The sequence below is a fragment of the Actinomyces lilanjuaniae genome, assembly GCF_003606385.1.
Classification (GTDB): domain Bacteria; phylum Actinomycetota; class Actinomycetes; order Actinomycetales; family Actinomycetaceae; genus Actinomyces; species Actinomyces lilanjuaniae.
In genome coordinates, this window is record NZ_CP032514.1 from 528,470 (window position 1) to 551,551 (window position 23,082).

A 23,082-nucleotide genomic window follows, 5' to 3' on the forward strand; every position below is an offset into this window, starting at 1 on the left:
CGTCCTCGCTCAGTCAGTTCCTGCGTCCGTGCTACCCGGCCACGTACCGGTGGGCACCGGTCCCCAGGACGCCCATCAGGGAGTCCTGCGCACCGGCGGTCAGGAAGGTCCCGTCCTGGAAGGCGCGGTCACCGTAGGGCTCCAGGAAGTCGAGCTGGCCGCCGTGGTCGGAGGTCTCCTCAGCGGCGACGTCCGTCAGCGACTCCACGCGCCACTCACCACCAGCCGCCACCAGCGCGAACCGGTAGAAGAGGAGCTGCTCGGCCGGCTCCCTGGAGCGCGGGGTGGCGCCGCGCCACCCGTTGGTCTCCAGCGGGGCGTAGAGCTCGACCTCCGCGGACGACCCCTCCTCACAGGCCAGCAGCCTCCACGCACCCCACTCGGCGCGCAGGCGGTTGACCGGCTCCGGCTCAGCCGCCTCACCCTCCTCCTCGTAGGTCTCGGCCGCCGCCACCACGGTACGCACAGGGTCGCTGTCCCCGGCCCCGGGAACCCTCTCCCAGGTCGGGGACAGGACCTCCTCCTCCAGGAGGGCCTCAAGCGCCCCGGCGCCGGCCGCGGCGTTCTGGGTGGTCACCCCGCCCAGGACCTGCTCGGTCCACCCCGCGACAGCCTGACCCGCCCCCGGGCACGTCGCCTCGTAGCCGACACGCACGCCCGGCACGTGCTCGGACTCCCGCAGCGACCCCGACCCCGGCACCACCTCGTCCAGGGACACCTCCTCCGAGGTCTGCTCCGGCGACCCGGCAGGCCGCCCCTCCCGCGAGGCCTGCCCGCGCAGGACCACGGCTGCCACGGCGACCACGGCCACCACGACCGCCACGGCGACCACGGCCACCAGGAGCGTCCCACGACGCCCCTCCCTCCCGGGGCGTGACACAGCGCCACTCATCAGACCCACCCCTCACGCGCTAGCTGAACAGGTTGACCAGGACCACGAATATCGCTCCCACCGCTGACAGCAGGATCAGGCCGACCGCGACGACCTGCGCGTCCCGCGAGGCGTCGGACACCGCGTCAGGGTTGTGCTGGACCCGCCGCGCCGACATGAACCTCACGAACGCCAGGACGAGACGTGCCGCCCCGTAGACGAACGCGATCCCCCACAGCCCTCCCAGCAGGGCGTACAGCCTGTTCGAGAAGTCCACGCCGAAGACCTCCAGGTTCGGCGTGGTGTGGTCGAACGGGTTGTCCACCGTGGTGGCCGGAAGCGCCACCACGGCCCTGGCTGACAGGCCCGCCAGAACATGATCCATATTACCTGACACCTCCGTCATGGTTGTTGTCGTCGGCGCTCCTGTAGACGTCAGTCACCGCGCCAGCCAGGTGCAGGCACGCCTCCCGCGTGCCCGGCGCCATCCGGGACCACAGCAGCCGGCCCCGGGCCGCGATGTGGGGGTCCCACGGGACCTCCACCACCTCCGCGCACGAGGACGCGAAGAACTCCCGCCACTCCGGGTCAGGGTCCTCGACCAGCCCGGTCTCGACCCCGACCACCCGCCGCGACCACGCGCCCCGGCCCCACCGGGCCTCCAGCACCTCGAACAGCGCCAGCGTCGGAGCCATCGTCGCCGTGGCGTGGTCGGTGGGCACCACCACCACGTCAGCCCTCGCCACCGCGTTGACAAGGTTCGCCGCCGTCACCGTGTTCCCGGTGTCAATGACCACCTGGGTGAACCGCTGGGCCAGCTTGGAGTGCACGACCGCGAACTCCTCGTCACTCAGGTTCCGCGGCCGCCGCGGGGCCGCGACCACCTGGTAGGCCTGCTCGTCCTGGTCGATCGCGGCCGCCTCCACCTGCGTGAGCACCGTGCCCCGCTCCGGCTCGCCCAGCAGGTGCTCCACGGTCCGGTCGAACCGCCCGACCGCCCACCGCGCGCCCGCGTTCTCGTTGCAGTCCCACAGGACCGGCGTGCGCCGCGTGTAGGCCTCCAGCCCGCAGGCCACCAGCACCGCCACCGGCGACTTCCCCACGCCGCCCTTGGGCTGGGCGACCACCACCGTGCCCGCCCCCGTGTCCGGCATCGGGGCCAGAGCCCGGTTGACAGCCACACGGTGGCGCCACGCCGCCTCCGGCTCCAGCCCCCTGTACGCGCCCAGGCTCACCCGCCGCAGCACCCGACGCCACGCGCCAGGCAGCTCGTGCCGCCCCGTGTCAGCCCTGCCCATCTCCTGGGCCGCGCTGCGCCACCGGTCCCGGTCCTCCACCGAGGACACCCCCTCCTCGGGAGACGGCCCCGCAGGCGCGCCAGACCCTCCGGCAGGCCCGGCAGGGGGTGCCGCCACCCCCTCGGCAGGCCCCTCCCCGGCGGACGGCTCGCCGCCCGCCAGCACGGAGGCCGTGTCCGGGACCGCGTACCCGGCCCCGCCCCACCTTGTCATCACTCTCTCCCCCCTGCTAGGAAGCCCCGTACAGGACGCAACTGTAACCACCAACTCTACGCGATTGCAACCCTGGTAACAACTTACGTATGCTGTACACGTGGTACGACGCAGGCGACGCAGACTCATGAGAACCCTGGCCGCAGGCACGGCCGCCCTCCTCCTCGTCCTGGCCTGGGCGCTCCTCGCCACCACGTCGCCCGCCCCCGCCGAAGGAGGGGCCGTCCTGGCGTCCGACAAGGTCCCCGAGGCCTACCGCGACCTCGTCAACCAGGCCGGCACCACCTGCGAGGGCATCACCCCCGGAATCATCGCCGCCCAGGTCAGCCAGGAGTCCGGCTGGGACCCCGACGCCGCCTCCCCCGCCGGGGCGCAGGGCATCAGCCAGTTCATGCCCGCCACCTGGGCCACCTCCGGCGGCGACCACAACGGCGACGGCACCGCCGACGTCTGGGACCCCGCCGACGCCATCCCCTCCCAGGCCGCCTACATGTGCGCCCTGCTCGCCGCCGTGGACGCCGCCACCGCCGACGGCACCCTCCCCGACGGCTCCGACCGCGTCGCCCTGGCCCTGGCCGCCTACAACGCCGGCCTGGGCGCCGTCCTCGACCACGGCGGCATACCCCCCTACCCCGAGACCCAGCACTACGTCGAGGTCATCCAGGCCTCCGCCGCCGACTACGAGACCACCACCGGCAGCGGGGCAGCCGACGGGGACATCGACGCCGCCATCAGCTGGGCCAGGAGCATCGCCGACGACGACACCAACACCTACGTCTGGGGAGGCGAGGGACCCACCGGGTGGGACTGCTCCGGCCTCACCAGGGCCTTCATGGCCCGCCTGGGCGTGTCCGTGGAGCACAAGGCCGACGCCCAGGCCCGCGACCCCCAGGGCACCACCATCGACAGCCTGGAGCAGGCCCGCCCCGGCGACCTCCTCTTCTGGGGCGACAGCGGCTACTACCACCACGTCGCCATCTACACCGGCGCCGGACAGATGATATCCGCCGACTCCGAGGCCACCGGCATCAACGACGAGCCCATCTGGGGCACCGTCACCCTCATCAGACGACTCACCTGACCCAGGAGGCACCCCGTGCGCACCCTGCCCACACTCACCACTCTCGTCCTCGCCCTCACCACCCTGGCCGCCTGCACCACACCCACCAGCCAGACCACCACCCAGCAGCCCACCCGGGAGACGACCCCCCAGCAGCACGCCACCAGCCCCTGCCTGAGCGAGGACTCCTCCCACGCACCCGGCGGCTACTGCCTCTACCCCGCCAAGGTCACCTGGCCCACCGACGTCCTGCCCGTCGACCCCGCCACCCTCGACTGGTCCGACCCCGACGCCGTAGCCAGGGCCTACACCGTCACCGTCCACACGTGGGACTCCCGCCACGACGCCTCCGGCGCCTACGCCACCCGCCGCGCTCAGATCTTCACCCAGACCGGCCGTACCGCCCCGGACACCACCGACCCCGACACCACCCGAGGAGACGCCGAGTACACCACCACCTGGCAGCAGGACTCCTACACAGACGTCACCATCGACGCCCTCGGCACCGAGAGCCCCCACGGCAGGCCCCTCCAGGCAGACGGCACCTGGCGCCGCACCGTCACCTACACCCGCACCGTCCGCACCCGCACCGACGGCGCAGCCGCCTACCAGCGCCAGGGCACCCTCTTCCTCACCCTGGCCACCGACCCGGCCACCGGCCAGTGGCTCGTCACCACCGCCACACCCACCAGCGAACGCGACACCGAGGCCACGCCCGCCGACCCCAGCTGACCACAACCAGGCCAGGCTCACGACACCCGCCTCCCCCTGGCCCGCTGGCCACGACCAGGGTGGACCGCACCCCCACCACCCCTGCCGCCGCTGTCCTCGGCCAGGATCTCGTTGACCCGCTGCGCCAGACCCAGCCGCGACGCCCCAGGCGCCTCCCGCCGAGCCCGCTCCCACGCCGCCGCCTCAGCAGCCTCACGCACCGGGTCACGGTCCCGGCCTGTACCAGCCAGCTCCTCAGACCGCCGCCGAGCCGCCTCCTGCCGCCGGGCCTCAGACCGACGGCCGTCCACCCGGGCGGGTGCCAGACCGGGGTCCACGTTGCTGGACAGCCGGTAGGCCACCAGGGAGGAGAGGCGCCCCGTTCTTTCGGGCAGGGGCTGGTCCATCAGCGCGCGGATCTCGCTGGGCCGCCAGCCGGCAGCCAGCCGCTCATCGAGGAGCCCGGCGACCCGCCTGGCGCCCTGAGCGTCCAGCCCCCGCAGGTGCTCCGGCAGGCAGGCGGCGATCACCGCCCGCACCCCCTGAGGCGCTGAGAGCGATTCTGAGGGTCTTTCCCGACCCGACCCCTCCCTGCCGTCCGAGGGCTGTTCGGCTGCTCCAGGGGCCTGTGAGCGCCTCTCAGAGGTGGTCCTGGGCGACGCCCCACCCTGAGGCGGGGGGCTGGACACCTCAGGAGGGGCGTCCGAGGCCACGCCAGAGCCGCCCCGGGCCGCCCCGGGAGCCGGCCCCCGCCGACCCCCACCGACCGGCGTGGCCCCGGAGGCGTCCACGAGAGCCCCCTCCCGACCGGACCCGACCCGAAGCCGGGTCCGCTGGTGAGAGATCCTCCTCAAGGTCAGGTCTGGTGGTTCTAGGTGGGGGTTTGGAGTAGATATACCGGTCATAGTTGTGACCGGTATACCCCCCCGGTTTGACCGGTATGGGCGTGTCGCGCCCCCATACCGGTCATTCTGACCGGTATCAGTGCTTGCACCGAAAAGCTGCTCATCAGACAAGTTATCCACAGGGACCTTGGTCCCACTGTCCTCCATACCGGTCATTCTGACCGGTATGGGCGTGTCACCCTTCCCAGGCTCCCCCTCACCCTCCTCCGGAAGCGCCCCGGGCGCCGTGGACGGCTCCACGGGCTGCGCCCCCACGTGCAGGCGGTAGACGTTCGAGGCCCGGTGCGTGTCACCCTCGCTGTCCATCACGTACCGGCTCGTAGTCTCGATCAGGCCCAGCCTCTCCAGCGTGCGCAGCGCCCGCCTCACCGTGGACACCGACACCTCGACCACGTCGGCCAGCGCCTCCTGCGACGGCCACGCCTCGTCCCGATCGTCGGAGTACTCCGCCAGGGCGAACAAGGTCCACTTCGCAGCCTTCGGCAGCCCCCGTACCTCGTGCAGCGCCCAGTGCATCGTCTGAAAGCTCATGACGCACCCCTGCCCGGCCCGGCCGCGAGCCGGCCCGCACCGGGCAGGCCACAGCCCTGACCAGCCCTGATCGCCCAGGACACGGCCCTCACACTCACAGGTATCTCCTCTCACAAGGCGGCAGAGAAACAGAAAAAGGAAAAAGACAAGGAAGAGGAGGGGGTGGCGGCTGCGGGCTGGAGGCCCAGCCCGCAGCCCTCACGGCTCCTGCCCGTGCGCGCTGATGCGGCGGGCCACGCCCAGGCGCGGGACCGCGTCCCGGTCGGCCACCCTTTCCGTGGCCCGGTCCGCGAGACGGACCACCGCGTGGACGACCAGGCGCAGGACGAGGAGCGCCCCTACGGTGGCGACCAGGCGGTCGCCCGAGGCGGCCAGCGCTACCGCGCGGTCCACCAGCTCGTCCAGCCGCGGGGAGGCTATTCCCTCCACTGACAGGACCAGGCTCCTGACCGGCCCGGGCAGTAGGAGCAGCGCGACGCTCATCAGTGCGTCGGCTGCTCTCAGCGCTAGGCCCCGTGCCCGCCCCAGCGGGCCGTCCAGCCACCACCACGCCTGCACCACCAGCTCCCAGGCCAGCAGGCCGACCACGGCCGCGACCGGCCACCGCAGCAGCAGCACCTCGCCCACGCCCACCCAGGAAAACAACAGCACCACCACCAGGCCGGGTACCGTCCGGCCCACACGCCTGACCACCCGAACTAGAGGCCTCACCGCACGGTCATCACTACTGCCCTGACGTCCCTCGCCTCCTGGTGACGCCAGCCCCCTGCCCGACCGGGTCGGGGCCGCCACCACGCGCTCGTCCGGGACGCCCTCCACCCCACCGTCAAGCCACACCCTCACAGCAGAGCCCCTGCCCAGGCAAGGGAGCGGCACCACCGGGCGACACGGCCGACGGTGACGTGGGCGGGGCCAGTTGCTGAGGCTCCGCCTCGACATGTGGCTCTAATAGCGCCTCGACGTCGGTTCGGTAGAAAAGGCGCCGTCCCCCCTTGACGTACTGCACAGAGCAGATGCGCCCCTCACGGGCCCAGCGCATCACCGTCGCGTACGAGACTCCTGGCAGCAACGCTGCCGCCTCGCGTCCCGTAAGCAGTTCACGCTGAAGGTCTCTGGGCGACGAATCGGCCGCAGATCGTTCATCCATGCGATCATGATGTGCATCTCGATCGCGGATGTCAAGAACCTGCTTGTCCGCAATCCGTTCATCTGGTACGTTTAGATCATGGCTCGCACACGCAAACGTCGGCCCCATGACGGGCCGGGTCTGTCCTTCGATGCCGCCCTCGGCGTATCGCTGAACCAGTACCTCCTGGTCCACGGGGTGACTCGTGCGCGTCTAGGGGAAATCCTGGGGCTCGCAGGCTCGAACGTCAGCCAGCGCATCCACGGTCAGGTGACGTGGCCGGTGGAGGACGTGCACACGCTCGCCGGGCTCTTCGGGGTGACGGTCAACGACCTGATGCCGACCCGCTCCGACGAGGGCTGGGTGCCTGCACCCTACGTGCCCGGCTCCGTCCCGTCGCCCGCCCTGGTACCCCCTGTGGGACTCGAACCCACGACCTTCGGATTAAAAGTCCGCAGCTCTGACCAACTGAGCTAAGGGGGCCTTGCCTGACAGTCCTGCTCCCGGTGGCGGCTGGCACCGTCAGGTACCTGGCCTGGCCGGGTGGGGCGCGGGCAGGCCGTCGCTTCCCGTGCACAGGCTAACTACGCGCAAGTGTAGCCGGTCGCCTATCTGGTCGCCTGGTGTCCCGCCTGCCTGTCTCGCGGCACAATAGGGGGCGGCAGCCCGGCGCGACGCTGTGCGGGGTCACCCGGCTGGCCCAGTGCCGCCCGGCTGCTGCTCTTGCAGGTCCTAGAGGGAGGGGTCCGTCATGGCCCGCCAGTTCCACCGCCCGGCTCGCCTTGACCCTGAGGCTGCCGAGCAGATCGAGGGTGCGGCTGACACAGCCGTTGCCTCAGAGGTCGCCCACCGTGCCGCCCAGGCCCTGGTCGGGGGCTTCCCCGGTGTCGCAGGGTCGCAGGACGATCCCGTCACCCGGGAGAGCGTCGTCGCGGCGGTGTCGGGGAACGGCGTGGACGACGTCGCCGAGCTGTGGGCTGACTCCCCGGCCGCCACACTGCCCGGCACCCTGTGGCGCCTGTTCCTGGTGAGGGAGTGGATCCGACGCGACCCCGCGCTGGTCGAGCGCCGGTACGCCACTGTCGTGGACCTCACCGGGGCGGGGGAGGAGGCCCAGGCCCGCTTCGAGGAGGCTCGCTCCCAGGCCCGGCGCGCTCCGACGCCGCAGTGGTTCCGGGAGCGCCTTGACCTGCTCCTGGCCGGACGGCTTGAGGGCGGGGTGACGGCGCTGGAGCCTCTGCTCGGCGTCACCTCTGGCTTCCTGCGCGCTCTGGCGGCAGGCTCTAGCGCGGTGTGGATCGAGGACGACGCCGACGAGCTGGCGGACCGCGTCACCCGCCGGGACTCCGCCCTGGTGGCGACGGCCGAGGAGCTGGCTGAGTCGGCTCGTCGTGCCCGCGCTGGCCTGCTCGACTGAGCCGCCTGCTGCCACTGGCACGGTACTGGCCCGGTCACCGGGCCGTCGGCGGGCGGTTCTTCCGTGCGGCCTGCTTGCTTCCCGTCGCTACTGGTGCGGCTGGTCCGCCTTGCGGCCGCGCCGCGTGCGTCCGGGCCTGTCGCCCCGGCCCGGGACGTGGGACGATGCACCCATGACCAGCCACGCCCCTCAGCCTGATCCCGTTCCGCTGTCTGCCTTCGTCGGTGGTCGTGCCCATCCTCCTGCTCCCCTGGCGGCCCCTGGCCCGCAGGACCTGGGGGAGCCGGCGGAGGTGGCGCCGCCCGCCCCTGCGGAGAGCCTCAATGCGGCTGCGACGGAGGAGCCTGCTGCGGGTGAGGCGGCGACAGGTGGCGGTGGGCTGCCCGCCCGGCCCGGCGCCTACCCCTCCGGCTCTGACGGCGGTGGTGAGGTGGAGTGGGCCGGGCAGGGCTCTGGCGTGGCGCAGGGTGCCCAGGACACGGACGGGCAGGGCGCCCAGGACGCTGAGGAGCACGTTATTGAGGCGGCTGACCCGCGAGACTTCGCCGACGACTCTGGTCCCCAGTACGAGGACGAGGACTTCGAGGACCTGGAGGAGGCTGGCGCCCTCCTGGCTCCGGCTGCTGGTGCGGCCGAGGCTGCCCGCAGCGCCGCAGCGGGCTCGGCCCCTGCCAGCCGCACTCCTGCCAGCCCTGCGGAGGCGGGCCAGGCCCCCGTGGCCAGCTCCCCGGAGCTTCCCTCCCCGGTCCCGGACTCCGTCCTGCCTCCTCTGGAGTCCTTCGAGGACCGCTTCACCGACCGGGAGCTCACCTGGATGGACTTTAACGCGCGGGTCCTGGAGCAGGCGGAGGACCGTGATCTCCCCCTGCTGGAGCGCGCCTGGTTCCTGTCGATCTTCTCCTCCAACCTGGACGAGTTCTACATGGTGCGCGTTGCTGGACTCATGCGCCGCATCAAGGCTGGCATCACCCCGGTGCGTGCCTCCGGGCTGGATGCCCACCAGGTGCTGGCCCAGGTCACTGCCCGTGCCAAGGAGCTCACCGCCCGCCAGGTGGCTCTCTTCCAGGAGGACGTGCGCCCGGCCCTGGCCGAGCACGGTATCGAGATCCTCATGTGGGACCAGCTGGGCTCGGAGCAGCAGGAGCGGCTGGCCCGCTACTTCCGCCACCACATCTTTCCCGTCCTCACCCCCTTGGCCGTGGACCCCTCCCACCCCTTCCCCTACATCTCCGGCCTGTCCCTCAACCTCGCCGTCATCCTGCGCAACCCCCGCAGCGGCAAGGAGCACTTCGCCCGGATCAAGGTTCCTGACTCCCTGCCGCGCCTGGTGACCGTACCCGGCCGTGAGCTTGACGCCTCCAACAAGGAGGCGGGCACGGCCTTCATCCCTATCGAGGTGGTCATCGGTGAGCACCTGGACCACCTCTTCCCCGGGATGGACATCCTGGAGCACCACTTCTTCCGGGTCACCCGCAACGAGAACCTGGAGGTGGAGGAGGACGACGCGGAGAACCTCCTGACCGCCATGGAGCGTGAGCTGGAGCGTCGCCGCTTCGGCGCCTCGGTGCGTCTGGAGGTGGAGGACACGATCTCCCCCTTTACCCGGCGCTACCTGGCCCGCTCCCTGGGGCTGCGCGAGGATGACGTCTTCGCCCTCCCCGCGCCGCTGGACCTGCGCTGCCTCAACGAGCTCCACGACCTGGACATCCCCGCGCTGCGGTACCCGCGCTTCGTTCCGGTCACCGCCGCCGGGCTGGCCGCCTACGAGTCCTCCACCTCACCGGACATCTTCGCAGCGATGCGCGAGCACGACGTCCTGCTCCACCACCCCTACGACTCCTTCTCCACCTCGGTCCAGGAGCTGGTGGCCCAGGCCGCCGCCGACCCCCAGGTGCTGGCCATCAAGCAGACGCTGTACCGCACCAGCGGAGACTCCCCGATCATCGACGCCCTCATCGATGCCGCCGAGGCCGGCAAGCAGGTGGTAGCGGTGGTGGAGATCAAGGCTCGTTTTGACGAGGAGGCCAACATCTCCTGGGCGCGCAAGCTGGAGCGGGCCGGAGTCCACGTGGTTTACGGCATGGTGGGGCTCAAGATCCACTGCAAGCTGCTCCTGGTGGTCCGGGAGGAGGGCGACGGGCTGCGCCGCTACTGTCACGTGGGGACCGGCAACTACCACCCCAGGACAGCACGTGGCTACGAGGACCTGGGCCTGCTCACGACGGACCGTGATGTCGCCCAGGACCTGACTACCTTGTTCAACCAGCTCTCCGGCTACGCCCCCAGAGCACGTTTCCGTCGCCTGCTGGTGGCGCCCCGCTCTCTGCGCGACGGCCTGGTGGAGCACATTGACAAGGAGATCGCCAACAAGCGTTCAGGCCTGCCTGCCTGGATCCGTATCAAGGTGAACTCCATCATTGACGAGACAGTGATCGACGCGCTCTACCGGGCCTCGCGTGCCGGGGTGCCCGTGGACGTCGTGGTGCGCGGTATCTGCGGCATCCGGGCTGGGGTGCCGGGTCTGAGCGAGAATATCCGGGTGCGCTCGATCCTGGGGCGCTTCCTGGAGCACTCGCGGGTCTACGCCTTCGCCAACGGGGGCGACACCGCGCTCTACATCGGCTCAGCCGACCTCATGCACCGTAACCTGGACCGCCGCGTGGAGGCCCTGGTCCGCATTACCGACCCTGCCATGCTGGCCCAGCTGGAGGAGCTGGTGACCCGCTGCGTCAGCGATGAGGTCTCCTCCTGGCACCTCAACTCCGACGGCACGTGGACCCGTCACGTGAGCGGTGAGGACGGTAGCCGCCTGGAGGACGTCCAGGACAGCCTTATGGCCCGGGCGCGCTCGCGGGTCAAGGGTCGCCGCTGAGGGTGCCATGAGCAGCGAGAGGACGTCGGAGAAGAAGACCGGGAAGACGGCCGGGGGCAAGACCGCGAAGAAGGGGGGAGGAAAGACCGGGAAAGGCGGCAAGGCTGCGGTTCGAGCGGCCGGGGCGCTGGTGTGGCGTGACAGGCGTGGGCGCCTGGAGGTCCTGGTGGTGCACCGTCCCCGCTACGACGACTGGTCTTTCCCCAAGGGGAAGGTCGAGCCAGGTGAGTCGGTGCGTACCTGCGCGGTGCGGGAGGTTGCCGAGGAGACCGGGCGACACGTGGTCCTGGGCCAGCCGCTGACCACTGTGCGCTACCGCCTGGGCGACGGTACCCGTAAGCAGGTCAGCTACTGGGCCGCCCGCCTGCTGCCTGCGGACTCGGCCCCCCTGAGGGCGCGGCCGGCGGTGGAGCCTGCCTCACGCAGGGAGATTGACGACGTCGAGTGGATGAGCGCCAAGAAGGCCCGCAAGCGCCTGACCCACGTACGTGACCGGGACCTGCTGGGCGAGCTGGTGGACCTGTGGGAGGACGGCAAGCTGGACACCTGGACGCTGGTCCTGGTGCGTCACGCCCGGGCGGTCAAGCGCTCGGTGTGGAACCGGCCCCGCAAGCGCGACAAGGAGACCGACGAGGCTACTCGTCCCCTGACCCGTGACCAGGGTGAGGGGCGGGCGCAGGCACTGGTACCGATCCTGTCCGCCTACGGGGTAGCCCGGGTCGTCACTAGCCCGTGGAGACGCTGTGCTGACACCGTGGCTCCCTACGCCCGGGCGGCCGGGCTGGAGGCGGAGCAGGTGGGCTCGCTCACCGAGGCCGCGCACGCGCAGCAGCCCAAGGAGGTACGTGCGGTGGTGGCCCGCGAGCTGCGCCACCCGGAGGCGCCGGTCGCCCTGTGCACCCACCGGCCGGTCCTGCCGACGGTCATGGACGTCGTGGCGCAGGCGGCCCCGGGGCGGCTGCTGCGCTCCGTGCCAGATCGCGACCCGTGGCTCAAGACCGGGGAGATCCTGGTGGTGCACCTGGCCCGCCGCCCTCGGGGCAAGGTGCGAGCAGTGGCGATTGAGAAGCAGCGCCCCGTCCTGGCCGAGGGACGCTAGCCCCGTATCGTCTACCCGCCTTTCGGGGAAGGCACAGATGCCGGTTCCTGTGTCACTATCTCACGCTAGCCTGGTTCGCACCCTGGTGGGAGACCCCTGCCAAAGAGCGGAGGAAGACGATGTGGACCTTTTCTCACAGCGAGGTGACGGCAGCCGCCCCTGAGCGGGTGTGGCAGTTCTACGCCGACCCGGCTCAGTGGAAACGCTGGGACCCTGCGGTGCGATCCGTCAGCGTGGACGGTCCTGTGCGGGTTGGGACACGAGGCAGGCTGAGGCCTGCCAGCGGCCCGACGATATCCTTCACGTTCACCGAGGTCACCCCCGGGCGCAGCTTTACTGATACGGCACGGCTTCCGCTGGCCCGGCTGCAGTTCTTCCACACTCTGGAGGCGGTGGAGGGCGGGACCCGGGTCACCCACGGTCTCAGGGTCACCGGTCCGCTCACCTTCCTGTTCTCCCGGCTGGTCGGTGCTCCGAGTTCTGCCGGAGTGCCCCAGGCCATACGCAACCTCGTCCGTCTGGCGGAGGAGCCGGGTCTGGCGGAGCCCTGACAGCGCCTGACAGAGACTGTGCCGTACCGGACACGCCGTTAACCTCCTGTTTGCCTATGGCACCCGGAGCCGTCACCCAGGGCGGTTATCGTGGTGGCCTGTCCTGCGGTTCCCGGCAGCACCTGGCAGCGGGGCAGGTCTCCACCAGGATTCCCAGGGACAGGGCGTCGCGGAAAGGTGGGTGACCATGCAGCAGGCCACGACAAGACCAGACGGAGAACGACCGGGCAGGAACCGGACAGAAAACCGGACAGAAAGACGAGACACCACCACGGTGAGGTACAAGGTGAGACAAGGACTGCTCCTGTGCTCCTTTCGCACAGTTCTGTGACACGCCGCTGCCTGGGTGCGCTCGGTGCCGTGGGCGCCGCCTCGGTGGCCGTGCTGGCGGCCTGCGGGCGAGACGCAGGCACCCCTGCCTCCGGCGGCTCCTCCGACCTGGAGGGAGGGATCCGCGGGGCGGGGGCCACGTCCCAGTCCACTGCCCAGGAGGCCTGGATGAACGGCTTCATGGACGCCAACCTCCAGGCGTTTGTCGACTACGCGGGTGGTGGCTCCGGGGCGGGACGCACCAAGCTCGCCGCTGGCGCGGTGGACTTTGCCGGCTCTGACGTGGCGGTGGACGACGATGAGGCCGCCGGGCTGGGCGGCGTCGTCGAGCTGCCCCTGTACGTCTCCCCGATCGCGCTCGTCTACAACCTGCCAGGCCTGGACGCAACCGACCACGTCAGCATGACCGGTGAGGTCCTCGCCCGTGTCCTGGCCGGGACGATCACCTCCTGGAAGGACCCGGCCCTTGTCGCCCTCAACGAGGGGACCGACCTTCCTGACCTGGACATTACCGTGGTGCACCGCTCTGACGACTCCGGGACCACCAGGACCCTCACCGACTACCTTAGCGCTACCGCCCCACAGGCCTGGCCCTACGGCAGCTCCGAGACCTGGCCTCTGGAGGGGCAGTCCGGGGACGGGACCTCCGGGGTGGTCCAGACGGTCTCCGCGGCTCCCGGCACGATCGGCTACGCTGATGCCTCCAAGGTTCCCGGTTCTCTGGGCACGGTGGCAGTGGGCGAGCCTGGGGACTTTGTCGCCTGCTCCAGCGAGGCCGCCGCTGTGACCCTGTCCTCCTCGCAGCTGGTCGAGGGCGACGGCGGCGCAAGGCTGGCCTACTCCCTCGACTACGACGCGCCGGGCGCCTACCCCGTTGTCCTGGTGTCCTACCTGCTCGCCCGTCAGGACTACGAGGACGCTGATACCGCTGCCGTGGTCCGGGCCTACCTCAGCTACGCCGTCTCCGCGCAGGGACAGGACCTGGCCGCCCTGCGGGCCGGGTGCGTCCCCGTCCCGCAGGCCCTGCGCTCCAGGGCGGCCTCCGCCATCGCCATGATCTCTCCCTGAGACCTCCGCGGCACAGGAACGCACACAGCGGACGTACACGGAAGGCTCATCAGTGGACACCACCTACTCCACCCCCTCCCCGGCCCCTCAGGCTGCCAGCACCTCCGAGGCTGGCGTGATCCGCCCGGGCCGGGCACCGGGCCGGGCGGGCAACAGCGTCTTCACCGCCCTGTCCTACGGAGCCGGCGTCATCATCATGGGCCTGCTCGCCCTGGTCACGGCCTTCCTGGTCTACCGGGCGCTGCCAGCCCTCACCGCCTCCGCGCAGGATCTGGAGGGCGTCTCCTTCATGCGGGGGCGGGACCTGTGGGGGTACGTGGCTCCCCTGGTGTTCGGCACACTCCTGTCCTCGCTCCTGGCCCTGGCGGTAGCGGTGCCCCTGAGTATCGGGGTCGCCCTGTTCATCTCCCACTTTGCTCCCCGCCGCCTGGCCCAGGGGCTGGGCTACCTGGTGGACCTGCTGGCCGCCGTCCCCTCGGTCGTCTTCGGCCTGTGGGGCTTCCTGTGGCTGATGCCCCTGCTGGACCCCTTCTACACCTGGTTGAGCCAGGGCCCCCTCGGCTTCGTCCCTCTCTTCTCCGGCTACACGGCACCCGCCAAGAACATCATGACCGCCTCCTTGGTCCTGGCGGTCATGATCCTGCCGATCATCACCGCCACGGTGCGGGAGGTCTTCCTCCAGACCCCTACCCTCCACCAGGAGGCCTCCCTGGCGCTGGGGGCGACCCGCTACGAGATGATCCGCCAGGCGGTCCTGCCCTATGCCCGCTCCGGCATCGTCTCAGCCTCCATGCTGGGGCTGGGACGCGCCCTGGGGGAGACCATGGCGGTCCTCATGATCATGTCCCCGGGCATGACCACCAGCCTTCACCTCCTCCAGGCAGGGCGGCACCAGACCATCGCGGCCAACATCGCCGCGCAGTTCCGTGAGGCCTTCGGTCTGAGCGTCGACGTCCTCATCGCCACCGGCCTGGTCCTGTTCATCATCACCTTCGTGGTCAACTCCTTGGCCCGCTGGGTCGTGGCGCGGCGCGGTGCCGTCTACGGGGCGTAGGTAGGGCAGGAAGAAGGAGGCGGGCATGACCAGGTTCAGCCGGACTGTCCGGGCTGCGGCTGCTCGGGCCACCCAGACCACCTCGGGCGGCGGCGTGCCGTCTGCCCAGGACCCTCTGGCCGACCCTCCCAGTATTGAGGGCGTGCCGCTGACCTCCTACCGCCTTCCCGGGGGTTCCTCTGGGCAGCCCTGGGGCTGCCTTCGTCCTTGCCGGTGGCGTTGGCCTGGCGGCGGGGTGGTCGGCTGCCGTCGTGCTCGCCGTGACGGCCGTGACCTGGCTGGTGGCGGCCACGGTCGTCTCCTGGGTCGCGGAAGGGGAGCGGTGGGGACGTGACACCCTTATGACGGTCCTGGTCTACCTCGCCTTCGCCGCCGTTATGGTCCCGCTGGTCTCCCTGGTGTGGATGGCAGTTGTCGGCGGGGCGCAGCGCTTCGGCCCGGAGTTCCTGCTGACCAGCATGCGCGGGGCGCAGGAGGACAACGGAGGCTTCTACCACGGTATCGTCGGTACCCTGGAGATCACTGCGATCGCCTCGGCCGTCTCGGTGCCGCTGGGGCTGCTGACCGCCGTCTTCCTGGTGGAGTACGACGGCGGCTGGCTGGCCAGGGCTGTGACCTTCCTCGTGGACGTCATGACCGGGGTCCCCTCGATCGTGGCGGGTCTGTTCTCCTACTCCCTGTTCCTGCTGCTGGCCGGTCCCCGCTACCAGGCGGGCGTCATCGGGGCGGTAGCCCTGAGCGTGCTCATGACCCCGGTCGTCGTGCGCGGGGTGGAGGAGATGCTCAAGCTGGTCCCCAACGACCTGCGGGAGGCCTCCTACGCGCTGGGGGTGCCCAAGTGGCTAACCATCATCAAGGTGGTCCTGCGCACCGCAGCCGCCGGTATCACCACCTCGGTCATGCTGGCGGTCGCCCGGGTCATCGGTGAGACCGCCCCCCTGCTCATCACTGTGGGCCTGACGATCCGCACCAACGTCAACCCGGTGGAGGGGTCCATGGCGACCCTGCCGGTCCTCGTCTACGACCAGTACGCCCGGGGGGAGGCCGCGACCATGGAGCGGGCCTGGGCCGGGGCGCTGACCCTCATCGTCATCGTCATGCTGCTCAACCTGGCAGCCCGGCTGGTCGCCTGGCGCTTCAGCCCCCGGGGGCGTAGGTGAGCAGCCGCCCAGGCCGCGACCCGTCCTGAAAGCACTGGAAGGAGCTGACGTGTCCAAGCGCATCGACGTCATCAACGAGAGCATCTACTACGGTGACGTGCTGGCCGTCAAGGACGTGAACGTCCGCATCGAGCCACGCACGGTCACCGCCCTCATCGGGCCCTCCGGGTGCGGGAAGTCGACGTTCCTGCGCACGCTCAACCGGATGCACGAGGTCATACCCGGTGCGCGCGTGGAGGGCCAGGTCGTCGTCGACGGTGTCAACCTCTACGACCCCGGTGTGGACGCCGTCCAGGTGCGTCGCGCCATCGGCATGGTGTTCCAGCGGCCCAACCCCTTCCCCACGATGTCTATCGCGGAGAACGTCCTGGCGGGTGTGCGCCTCAACAACCGCAGGCTCAGGAAGGCCGAGGCCGAGGAGCTGGTCGAGACCTCCCTGCGCGGTGCCAACCTGTGGGACGAGGTCAAGGACCGTCTGGACCGTCCCGGTGCAGGCCTGTCCGGTGGGCAGCAGCAGCGCCTGTGCATCGCTCGCGCGATTGCTGTGAGGCCCTCCGTGCTGCTCATGGACGAGCCCTGCTCCGCCCTGGACCCGATCTCCACCCTGGCTGTCGAGGACCTTATCGCCGAGCTTAAGCGCGACTACACGATCGTCATCGTCACCCACAACATGCAGCAGGCCTCGCGCGTGTCTGACATGACCGGGTTCTTCAACCTGGAGGCTACCGGGCGGCCCGGCCAGCTGGTGGAGTACGACGCCACCGCCAAGGTCTTTTCCGCCCCGTCCCAGAAAGCGACGGAAGACTACATTTCCGGGCGCTTCGGCTGACGCGCCTACACTCCACGGCAGTCACTGGCAGAGACCACTGGCGGGGGTGGGTGCAAGGGACCGAGGGGACTACGAAAGAGGTGACGTCGGGCCGGAGAGCGCCAGTCGGCGCGTGTGCCGCTCGCGGCGGCTTGAGTTGGAGCCCGGGGCCCGTCGCGACCCGACGCCGTGCACCAGCATACAGGGTGCCGACGGTACTCAGGCCCCGGCGTGTCCCGGGGCCTGCCACAAGGTGCCGGGACGGGTGTGGCTGGCGGGTCGGCCGGGCAGAGGCCGCGCTAGGAGGGCAGTGGGTAGGAGGGCTGCAGGAGGACTAGGAGTCCTGCTCCTGCGGGGCGTCCAGACGGTAGCCGACGTTGCGCACGGTTCCGATGAGGTGGTCGTGGTCCGTGCCAAGCTTGGCACGCAGGCGCCGGATGTGGACGTCAACCGTGCGCGAGCCGCCGATGTAGTCCTCGCCCCACACCTCGTCCAGGAGCGTCTCGCGAGTGAGGACCCGGCCGTGGTTGGCTGCCAGGAACTTCAGCAGCTCGAACTCCTTGTAGGTGAGGTCCAGGATGGAGCCGTGCAGCCTGGCGGTGTAGGCCGTCACGTCGATGACCAGGTCACCGACCTCGATGAGGGCGTCGTTGGTCGACTCGACGGGGGGGACGTGGGCGCGCAGGAGCCGCAGGCGGGCTGACAGCTCGGCCGGCCCCGCGGTGGGCATGACAAAGTCCGCGCTGCCCCAGTCGCTCTGGAGGGCGGCGGCCCCGCCCTCCTCCAGGACGAGCATGACGGGTGGGCACTCCATGGGGCCGGTCAGGAGCTGGCAGAGGGCGCGGGCCCGGGTCAGGTCGCCGCGGGCGTCGATCATGACGACGTCGGCGGAGTCGACCGCCACGTAGGAGGCGGGGACGGGCGGGAGGCAGTCGACCTGGGGGTCGAGGAAGGCCGCCGCCGGGACGACGTCAGAAGCGTCCGTCTCACGGGTGAACATGATGATCCGCACGGCGCTCTCCTCTCTGGCCGCGGTCCCCGTCCACCGGTCCCGGCTGCTCCTGGCCCGGCGGCCGTGCCTCAGCACCCCGGCCCGGAGCCAGTCAACCACATGTCCGGGTGCCTGGTGTGGCACGATGCGTTTCGTGAGCACCCATCACGGACCCTCCCGACCGGATGCGCGGCCCTGGTACGAGGGCGGGGACGAGCCCCCCGTGGCACCGCCGTGGTCTCAGGAACCACGTTCCCAGAAGCCAGCAGCCGGGTCTGCGGCAGCCCGTCCGGGCGGTGCTGCACGTGCCGCTGGAACGGGTGCGGGTACGGCGGGGGCTGGCGTTGGTGACCTGGACCTCTACCCCGAGGACTACCCCGAGGAGGACGGCGCCTACGCCACCCGGCTCGACGCCCACCCTCCCACCGAGCCTGGCCTCGTGGACCCGGCGTGGACACGGCTGGCCTTCGCGGGCCTGGTTCCTGTGCTCCTGGCAGTGAGCGCGGTCCTGCCGCCGTGGGTGCGCCTGGTGCTCGTCCTGCTGCTGGTGCCCTCCGCCGCGCAGGGCTGGTCGGCCCTGGTGCGTGCCCAGCACGACCGCGGTGCGACGGTCGTGCTGACGGCCTGCGGCTTCCTGGCGGCGGTCCTGGTGTTCCTGCGTCACGACCTCGGCGCGGCGGGTCTGGTCATGGCCGGGTCGGTCCTGGCGGCCTTTGTGGCTCAGATCTGTCGCCGTGACGGTCGGCCCCACCTGGTAGAGGACCTGTCCTCAACTGTGTCCGGGTGCCTGGTGGTGGTCTCCGGCTCAGCCTGGTGCGCCCTGGAGGCCGGGGTGGCGGACCCTGCGGTGACCGTCCCCACCTGCCTGGCCCTGTTCGTCGGGGCGGCACTGACGGTCCTGGAGGTGCGAGCTACCGTCCTGGACCTGCTGACTGTCACTGTCCCGGTGCTCACGGCGGGTGTGGCCGGGGGACTGCTGGCCTCGGCCGGCTTCTTCGGCGTGACCCACACGGGAACTGCGGCTGCCCTCCAGAGCGCCGCCGCCTGCGTCATCGTCGGCTTCGTGGCGGGTGTGCTCATGGCGGCGGGCAACCGGGTGCTGTGGACCCACCGCTGGGTCCCGGGGGGGCGGGCCGCCGTGGCCTCCGCACTGGTGCCTGTCCTGGCGGTGGGGGTTCCGGTGTATGCCATCGCCCGGCTCATGGGCGGCTTTATCGCGGGGTGACTGGTCGCTGGCCTGCTGACCGCTGCCGGGGTCCGTGTCGTGCCGACGTCCTGCCGTAGGCTAGGGTCATGGCGTTCACCTTTCCTGACGGCCTCGCACCTGAGCTCTATCCGCTGGCCTGGCTGGTCGGCGGCTGGCGTGGCTACGGTGTCCTCACCTACGGCGAGACCGTTCCTGAGCAGGCCGTCTACCAGGAGATGGTCTTCGACCACGACGGCGGCCCCTACCTGCGCCAGCGCACGACGATCTGGACGGTGGACGCCACCCGCAGCCAGGACCTCGACTTCGAGATGCCCGGGCTGGAGGGCGGGGACCGCCTGGCCCCCGCCCAGGTGTGGTCCACCGAGACCGCCTACTGGCGCCCGGTGGCCCAGGAGGAGCCGGACCCCGATGACGCCGACACCCGCACCCCTGTCACCCGCCTGGAGCTGGTCTCCGCCGACCCTGCCGGGCACGTCGCCGTCTGGGAGGGCTGGATCCAGGGACCGCGGGCGCAGGTGGCCTCCCAGGCGGTGGGACGGTCACGCACCGCGGCCGCGGTGACCCAGATGTCACGCATGGTCGGCCTCGTCGGCGGGGACCTCATGTGGACCCAGGACATGGCCGCCTTCGGTGTCGAGGAGCTGACCACCTACGCCTCCGGCCGTCTGGGCAGGGTGGCGGAGCCTGACGCCCCTCCCAGTGATCCCGCTGCGCCCGCCTCCGCCCCGGGCGGCCGCGGTGTCGGCCTGGAGGACGCCGCTGCGCAAGGCGCTGGTGCCGGGAGCGCTGGCCCCGAGGGGGGCGGACGGGGAAGGACGTCCTGATGCTGCCCTCGCCGCTGCTGGGCCGTACCGGTGCCGTCGCCGGGCCCGGGGGGGACCCGGACTCAGCTGTGCCCGCCCACTACGGGGACCCGCTGCGCGAGCAGGTCGCCCTGGCCGCCGGGCGGGCACTGAGCGCCCTGGCCCGCGACGTCGTGATCGTGACCGGCCCTGATCGCCTGAGCTGGCTGACCACCCTGTCCAGCCAGGTGCTGACTGATCTTGCCCCCGGCGACGGCGGGGCTGAGGCCCTGCTCATGGACGCCCACGGCCGTATCGCCCACGCCCTGGCGGCTCTTGATGACGGCCAGCGCCTCCTTCTGGTGACCGAGGCCGGGTTCGGCGAGGACCTGGCGGGCTTCCTGGAGTCGATGCGGTTCATGCTCCGGGTCGAGGTGCGGGCTGCCGAGGAGCTGGCCGTACTGGGTGCCATGGGAGACGGCGTGGCCCGTCTGGAGGAGGCCGCCCGGCCGGAGCACTGGCTGGGCACCTGGCGTGACCCCTGGCCGGGGGTGGTCGAGGGCGGGACCAGCTACGACGTCGGCCTGGAGGGGCGCCCGCACCCCGGTGCCGGGTACCGGGCGGGCTGGGTGGTTGTTCCCGCCGGTGACGTCCCTGAGGTGGTGCGCGCCTACGAGCGCGGCCTGGACAGGGACGCCGCCGGGGAGGCTGCCGGGCAGGGCGGCTCGATCAGTGGGGCGCAGGGAGGGGAGCACGCGGTCGCCGGGAGTGCCCTGGCTGGCTCCATGGCCTGGGAGGCGCTGCGGGTGGAGGCGGGGCGCCCGCGCCAGGCGCGTGAGGCTGACGCTCGTGCCATCCCCCACGAGCTGGACTGGCTGCGTACCGCCGTGCACCTGACCAAGGGCTGCTACCCGGGCCAGGAGACGGTGGCGCGCACCGTCAACCTGGGGCGGCCCCCGCGCCGCCTGACCGTCCTCCAGCTCGACGGCCTGGGCGGGGAGCTGCCCGCTCCCGGTGCGGCGGTGCGCCTGGGGGAGCGTACTGTGGGCGCCGTGACCTCGGTGGCGCGCCACCACGAGCTGGGACCGATGGCGCTGGCTCTGCTGCGTCGGGGGGTGCCGCTGGGTGAGCCGCTGACGGTGGCGGTGACCGAGGCCGACCAGGACATCGGCCGGGAGGAGACTGGCCACGGTGGCCAGGACGGCAGGGACTCTGGGACCGGATCGCAGGAGCTGCGTGAGGTGGGGCGCGTCGCGGCCGCTCAGGAGCCCCTGGTCTCCCCTCAGGGGCGTGCCCAGGCCAGTCCCGCCGAGCGTCCCGGGGCCGGGCTGCGCAGTGCCGGGACACGCGGGACGGGTCAGGGCTGATACAGCCGGGCTCCGCTGGGAGAGGACAGTTCTGGCCGTCCTGAGGGCTGGCCCAGGCCGGAAGGTAGACTGACGGCGTGGATGTGCTGGTGATGACTGCGATCTACCTGGACCAGGCTGTCCTCTGGGCTTGGAGGCTCAGCCAGCTTGTCGCTGTCCTCCTGGGCGTGTGGGCACTCATCGACGCCCTCATGCGCGACTCCTCCCACTTTGTGGCTGCGGGCAAGCGCACCAAGGGGTTCTGGGTCGGTCTCACCGCCGCTGGCACCGTCCTGGCCTATTTCACAGCGCCAACCTCCCTGCTGGGGCTGTTAGGGGTCGTAGCCAGCGCGGTGTACCTGGCTGACGTCCGCCCCGCCCTGCGTCTCTACACCCCGGTGCGAGTACGCTCCTCCATCCGTATCCCGGGGCGTGCCCAGCAAAAGCGGCCGGGGGGCCAGCGCGGTGGTGGGCGCGGTCCTCGCGACTGGCGTCCGGGACGCTGATGCGCGCCGTGCTCCAGCGCGTCAGGCGCGCTGCCGTGCGGGTTGACGGTGAGGTGGTCGGTGAGATCACCAGGCCGGGGCTCATGGCCCTGGTGGGGGTGACCCACGAGGACGGCGTCGCCCAAGCGGGTGTCATTGCCCGCAAGATTGCAGACCTGCGGCTGCTGGAGGATGACGGGGACGCCCACGCGGGTGCGCCCGGCCCCGAGCGCTCCGTGGCCGACCTGGGTGCGCCGGTGCTCGTGGTCTCCCAGTTCACCCTCTACGGGGACGCGCGCAAGGGACGGCGCCCCACCTGGAATCGGGCGGCTCCCGCAGAGGTGGCCCAACCGCTGGTGGAGGCGGTGGTGGCTGACCTGCGCGCTCGTGGCCTGGAGGTCGCAAGCGGTCGCTTCGGGGCGCACATGGAGATTGACATGGTTGCTGACGGTCCCGTGACGCTCCTGGTGGAGGCGCAGTGAGCGCTGGGGCGCACCTGCTAGACCGCGTGGTCCCTCCCTGTGTCGTGGTCTGCGAGGTGGGGACTGATGTCGAGGAGCCGCTGTTCCCCGCGGAGGAGAGGCACATTGCCCGGGCGGTCGCCAAGCGGCGTGCCGAGTTCACCACGGTGCGCTACTGTGCCCGCCAGGCGCTGCGGGGCCTGGGGCGGCAACGTCCGGTCATGGTGCCGGGCGACCGGGGCGAGCCGACCTGGCCTGACGGGGTGGTGGGCTCCCTCACCCACTGTGAGGGCTACCGGGCGGCGGGCGTCGCGCGCTCGCAGGAGGTGTCCTCCCTTGGTATCGACGCTGAGCCCAACAGCCCGCTGCCTTCAGGGGTCCTGGACGTCGTCGCCTCCGCTGCGGAGCGTGACCACCTGGGAGCCGTGTCCGCCCAGCGTCCCGAGGTCGCCTTTGACCGTCTGCTGTTCAGCATCAAGGAGAGCGTGTACAAGGCGTGGTTCCCCCTGGAGCGCTGCTGGTTGGGGTTCGACGACGCCGAGGTACGGATCGACCTGGGAGGTGGCTTTCAGGCCCGTCTGCAGGCTGCCGCGGCGCCGTGGCACAGCGTGAGGGGGGCGTGGGCGTGCAGCGGGAGCCATGTCGCCAGCGTCGTGGTCATGCCCGCTACGTTCTAGGCCTACTGTGTGCCGGGGTAGGTGCCGGATTGCTGCTGGGCGGCCCACCAGCTCCCTGG

General features: G+C 71.1%; 23 protein-coding genes, 1 tRNA gene and 2 pseudogenes. 17 read left to right on the top strand and 9 right to left on the bottom strand.

All coding sequences use genetic code 11. The features are described 5' to 3' along the window. Window positions 1-31 precede the first annotated feature (31 nt). The 3 genes from D5R93_RS02310 to D5R93_RS02320 are packed head-to-tail and all read right to left on the bottom strand — an operon-like array spanning window position 32 to window position 2,382. Entirely contained in the window at window positions 32-892 is an 861-nt protein-coding gene (locus D5R93_RS02310) for a hypothetical protein (RefSeq protein WP_162933783.1), read from the bottom strand. A gap of 19 nt (window positions 893-911) precedes the next feature. Further along, window positions 912-1,256 (bottom strand): hypothetical protein, encoded by a 345-nt coding sequence (locus D5R93_RS02315; RefSeq protein ID WP_120203604.1) that lies wholly within the window; start codon window positions 1,254-1,256, stop codon window positions 912-914. A gap of 1 nt (window position 1,257) precedes the next feature. Then, window positions 1,258-2,382: a division plane positioning ATPase MipZ gene (locus tag D5R93_RS02320; RefSeq protein ID WP_205570080.1), complete on the bottom strand. Its 1,125-nt coding sequence runs from the start codon at window positions 2,380-2,382 to the stop codon at window positions 1,258-1,260. A gap of 127 nt (window positions 2,383-2,509) precedes the next feature. Here D5R93_RS02320 and D5R93_RS02325 point away from each other — a divergent pair, with 127 nt between their 5' ends. Further along, window positions 2,510-3,463 (top strand): C40 family peptidase, encoded by a 954-nt coding sequence (locus tag D5R93_RS02325; RefSeq protein ID WP_120203609.1) that lies wholly within the window; start codon window positions 2,510-2,512, stop codon window positions 3,461-3,463. Window positions 3,464-3,478: 15 nt separating this feature from the next. Next, window positions 3,479-4,174: a hypothetical protein gene (locus tag D5R93_RS02330; RefSeq protein ID WP_120203612.1), complete on the top strand. Its 696-nt coding sequence runs from the start codon at window positions 3,479-3,481 to the stop codon at window positions 4,172-4,174. Between the two features lie 17 nt (window positions 4,175-4,191). Here the strand turns inward: D5R93_RS02330 and D5R93_RS13795 are convergent, their stop codons facing one another. The 4 genes and pseudogenes from D5R93_RS13795 to D5R93_RS02345 form a co-directional block, all read right to left on the bottom strand. Then, window positions 4,192-4,692 carry a hypothetical protein gene (locus tag D5R93_RS13795; protein WP_243106890.1) on the bottom strand — a complete coding sequence of 167 codons (501 nt, stop codon included), beginning with the start codon at window positions 4,690-4,692 and terminating at the stop codon, window positions 4,192-4,194. A 753-nt stretch (window positions 4,693-5,445) separates the two neighbouring features. Continuing rightward, window positions 5,446-5,589, bottom strand: a pseudogene (locus D5R93_RS14905) (hypothetical protein); the annotation flags it as partial. Window positions 5,590-5,787: 198 nt separating this feature from the next. Next, entirely contained in the window at window positions 5,788-6,432 is a 645-nt protein-coding gene (locus D5R93_RS02340) for a hypothetical protein (protein WP_162933784.1), read from the bottom strand. Next, window positions 6,416-6,844 (bottom strand): helix-turn-helix domain-containing protein, encoded by a 429-nt coding sequence (locus D5R93_RS02345; protein ID WP_341466855.1) that lies wholly within the window; start codon window positions 6,842-6,844, stop codon window positions 6,416-6,418. The genes D5R93_RS02340 and D5R93_RS02345 overlap by 17 nt, the downstream gene beginning before the upstream one ends. Between D5R93_RS02345 and D5R93_RS14910 the strand changes: the two are divergent. Further along, window positions 6,815-7,072: pseudogene (locus D5R93_RS14910) on the top strand (helix-turn-helix domain-containing protein); the annotation flags it as partial. The gene D5R93_RS02345 and the pseudogene D5R93_RS14910 overlap by 30 nt on opposite strands. Window positions 7,073-7,121: 49 nt before the next feature. On the opposite strand, the gene D5R93_RS02355 reads toward D5R93_RS14910, so the two are convergent. Next, window positions 7,122-7,198 (bottom strand) — tRNA-Lys (locus D5R93_RS02355). 268 nt (window positions 7,199-7,466) lie between these two features. On the opposite strand from D5R93_RS02355, the gene D5R93_RS02360 reads away from it, so the two are divergent. The 8 genes from D5R93_RS02360 to pstB all read left to right on the top strand — a co-directional run bounded on the left by D5R93_RS02360 (window position 7,467) and on the right by pstB (window position 17,095). Continuing rightward, a complete protein-coding gene (locus tag D5R93_RS02360) occupies window positions 7,467-8,132 on the top strand; it encodes a hypothetical protein (protein ID WP_120203620.1) in 666 nt (221 codons plus the stop codon). 172 nt (window positions 8,133-8,304) lie between these two features. After that, complete coding sequence (locus D5R93_RS02365) at window positions 8,305-11,004, top strand: RNA degradosome polyphosphate kinase (RefSeq protein WP_120203623.1); 2,700 nt, start codon at window positions 8,305-8,307, stop codon at window positions 11,002-11,004. A gap of 7 nt (window positions 11,005-11,011) precedes the next feature. Beyond that, window positions 11,012-12,103 carry an NUDIX hydrolase gene (locus D5R93_RS02370; protein WP_119836347.1) on the top strand — a complete coding sequence of 364 codons (1,092 nt, stop codon included), beginning with the start codon at window positions 11,012-11,014 and terminating at the stop codon, window positions 12,101-12,103. 119 nt (window positions 12,104-12,222) lie between these two features. Continuing rightward, entirely contained in the window at window positions 12,223-12,654 is a 432-nt protein-coding gene (locus D5R93_RS02375) for an SRPBCC family protein (protein WP_119836348.1), read from the top strand. A 306-nt stretch (window positions 12,655-12,960) separates the two neighbouring features. Beyond that, entirely contained in the window at window positions 12,961-14,052 is a 1,092-nt protein-coding gene (gene pstS, locus D5R93_RS02380; protein ID WP_243106892.1) for a phosphate ABC transporter substrate-binding protein PstS, read from the top strand. A 52-nt stretch (window positions 14,053-14,104) separates the two neighbouring features. Further along, window positions 14,105-15,106 carry a phosphate ABC transporter permease subunit PstC gene (gene pstC, locus D5R93_RS02385; protein ID WP_120203628.1) on the top strand — a complete coding sequence of 334 codons (1,002 nt, stop codon included), beginning with the start codon at window positions 14,105-14,107 and terminating at the stop codon, window positions 15,104-15,106. 251 nt (window positions 15,107-15,357) lie between these two features. Then, window positions 15,358-16,266 (top strand): phosphate ABC transporter permease PstA, encoded by a 909-nt coding sequence (gene pstA, locus D5R93_RS02390; RefSeq protein WP_243106893.1) that lies wholly within the window; start codon window positions 15,358-15,360, stop codon window positions 16,264-16,266. 49 nt (window positions 16,267-16,315) lie between these two features. Next, window positions 16,316-17,095, top strand: coding sequence for a phosphate ABC transporter ATP-binding protein PstB (pstB, locus tag D5R93_RS02395; protein ID WP_119836352.1), 780 nt, complete (start codon window positions 16,316-16,318; stop codon window positions 17,093-17,095). 313 nt (window positions 17,096-17,408) lie between these two features. Here pstB and D5R93_RS02400 read toward each other — a convergent pair whose 3' ends face one another. Further along, a complete protein-coding gene (locus tag D5R93_RS02400) occupies window positions 17,409-18,086 on the bottom strand; it encodes a response regulator transcription factor (RefSeq protein ID WP_119836353.1) in 678 nt (225 codons plus the stop codon). Between the two features lie 124 nt (window positions 18,087-18,210). Between D5R93_RS02400 and D5R93_RS02405 the strand changes: the two genes are divergently transcribed. From D5R93_RS02405 to D5R93_RS02430, 6 genes are all read left to right on the top strand, one after another. Beyond that, complete coding sequence (locus tag D5R93_RS02405) at window positions 18,211-19,290, top strand: hypothetical protein (RefSeq protein ID WP_423243311.1); 1,080 nt, start codon at window positions 18,211-18,213, stop codon at window positions 19,288-19,290. 68 nt (window positions 19,291-19,358) lie between these two features. Beyond that, the gene (locus D5R93_RS02410; RefSeq protein WP_120203631.1) at window positions 19,359-20,096 is read left to right on the top strand and encodes a heme-binding beta-barrel domain-containing protein; all 738 of its coding nucleotides are present in this window, start codon (window positions 19,359-19,361) and stop codon (window positions 20,094-20,096) included. Beyond that, complete coding sequence (gene ygfZ, locus D5R93_RS02415; RefSeq protein WP_120203635.1) at window positions 20,096-21,421, top strand: CAF17-like 4Fe-4S cluster assembly/insertion protein YgfZ; 1,326 nt, start codon at window positions 20,096-20,098, stop codon at window positions 21,419-21,421. Before D5R93_RS02410 ends, ygfZ begins: the two co-directional genes overlap by 1 nt. 77 nt (window positions 21,422-21,498) lie before the next feature. Beyond that, window positions 21,499-21,906 carry a DUF2516 family protein gene (locus D5R93_RS02420; RefSeq protein ID WP_243106894.1) on the top strand — a complete coding sequence of 136 codons (408 nt, stop codon included), beginning with the start codon at window positions 21,499-21,501 and terminating at the stop codon, window positions 21,904-21,906. Next, the gene (gene dtd, locus D5R93_RS02425) at window positions 21,906-22,367 is read left to right on the top strand and encodes a D-aminoacyl-tRNA deacylase (protein WP_119836357.1); all 462 of its coding nucleotides are present in this window, start codon (window positions 21,906-21,908) and stop codon (window positions 22,365-22,367) included. The genes D5R93_RS02420 and dtd overlap by 1 nt, the downstream gene beginning before the upstream one ends. After that, complete coding sequence (locus D5R93_RS02430) at window positions 22,364-23,023, top strand: 4'-phosphopantetheinyl transferase family protein (protein WP_243106895.1); 660 nt, start codon at window positions 22,364-22,366, stop codon at window positions 23,021-23,023. The genes dtd and D5R93_RS02430 overlap by 4 nt, the downstream gene beginning before the upstream one ends. Window positions 23,024-23,082 lie beyond the last annotated feature (59 nt).

Coding starts and splice junctions, on each gene's coding strand:
- D5R93_RS02310 (WP_162933783.1), bottom strand. CDS start 892: ATGAGTGGCGCTGTGTCACGCCCCGGGAGGGAGGGGCGTCGTGGGACG.
- D5R93_RS02315 (WP_120203604.1), bottom strand. CDS start 1,256: ATGGATCATGTTCTGGCGGGCCTGTCAGCCAGGGCCGTGGTGGCGCTT.
- D5R93_RS02320 (WP_205570080.1), bottom strand. CDS start 2,382: ATGACAAGGTGGGGCGGGGCCGGGTACGCGGTCCCGGACACGGCCTCC.
- D5R93_RS02325 (WP_120203609.1), top strand. CDS start 2,510: ATGAGAACCCTGGCCGCAGGCACGGCCGCCCTCCTCCTCGTCCTGGCC.
- D5R93_RS02345 (WP_341466855.1), bottom strand. CDS start 6,844: ATGGGGCCGACGTTTGCGTGTGCGAGCCATGATCTAAACGTACCAGAT.
- D5R93_RS02360 (WP_120203620.1), top strand. CDS start 7,467: ATGGCCCGCCAGTTCCACCGCCCGGCTCGCCTTGACCCTGAGGCTGCC.
- D5R93_RS02365 (WP_120203623.1), top strand. CDS start 8,305: ATGACCAGCCACGCCCCTCAGCCTGATCCCGTTCCGCTGTCTGCCTTC.
- D5R93_RS02370 (WP_119836347.1), top strand. CDS start 11,012: ATGAGCAGCGAGAGGACGTCGGAGAAGAAGACCGGGAAGACGGCCGGG.
- D5R93_RS02375 (WP_119836348.1), top strand. CDS start 12,223: ATGTGGACCTTTTCTCACAGCGAGGTGACGGCAGCCGCCCCTGAGCGG.
- D5R93_RS02405 (WP_423243311.1), top strand. CDS start 18,211: ATGCGTTTCGTGAGCACCCATCACGGACCCTCCCGACCGGATGCGCGG.
- D5R93_RS02410 (WP_120203631.1), top strand. CDS start 19,359: ATGGCGTTCACCTTTCCTGACGGCCTCGCACCTGAGCTCTATCCGCTG.
- ygfZ (WP_120203635.1), top strand. CDS start 20,096: ATGCTGCCCTCGCCGCTGCTGGGCCGTACCGGTGCCGTCGCCGGGCCC.
- dtd (WP_119836357.1), top strand. CDS start 21,906: ATGCGCGCCGTGCTCCAGCGCGTCAGGCGCGCTGCCGTGCGGGTTGAC.